The sequence below is a fragment of the Bartonella capreoli genome (assembly GCF_902813205.1).
Classification (GTDB): Bacteria; Pseudomonadota; Alphaproteobacteria; order Rhizobiales; family Rhizobiaceae; genus Bartonella; species Bartonella schoenbuchensis.
This window is the reverse complement of record NZ_CADDZX010000382.1, coordinates 1-389: the sequence shown is the minus strand read 5'-3', so window position 1 is coordinate 389 and position 389 is coordinate 1. Positions and strand designations below refer to the sequence as shown.

The window sequence follows — 389 nt, the reverse complement described above, 5'->3', positions numbered from 1 at the left end:
GTCCTTTTCCAAGTCCGCCAATAGCAGGGTTATATGACATTGTACCAAGTTCTGATATTTGATACGTAACAAGTGCTGTTTTTGCTCCAACACGTGCTGAAGCTGAAGCAGCTTCACAGCCGGCATGACCTACTCCAATAACGATAACATCATACAATTGCATTTGTTTATTCCATATCAAACTATCTTAAAGTTTCACGTGAATCATTTATTTACCAACACAAAATTGTGAAATAATAACATCAAGTATATCTTCAACATTAATATCACCCGTGATTCGTCCAAGTGCATCACTTGCACGACGAAGATGTTCTGCACGTAAACTTAAATCAAGAGAAATATGCTTTATTGAAGCATCAATTTCTTTAACGGCTTCTTTTAATAATTGG

1 protein-coding gene and 1 pseudogene are annotated in these 389 nt (G+C 36.0%); both read right to left on the bottom strand.

The genetic code is table 11. From position 1 onward, the window contains the following. Positions 1–163: FAD-dependent oxidoreductase (locus tag J7R05_RS08910; RefSeq protein ID WP_208541933.1), on the bottom strand; the 163-nt coding region annotated here is incomplete at its 3' end. A 45-nt stretch (positions 164–208) separates the two neighbouring features. Continuing rightward, a pseudogene (locus J7R05_RS08905) lies at positions 209–389 on the bottom strand (tRNA uridine-5-carboxymethylaminomethyl(34) synthesis GTPase MnmE); the annotation flags it as partial.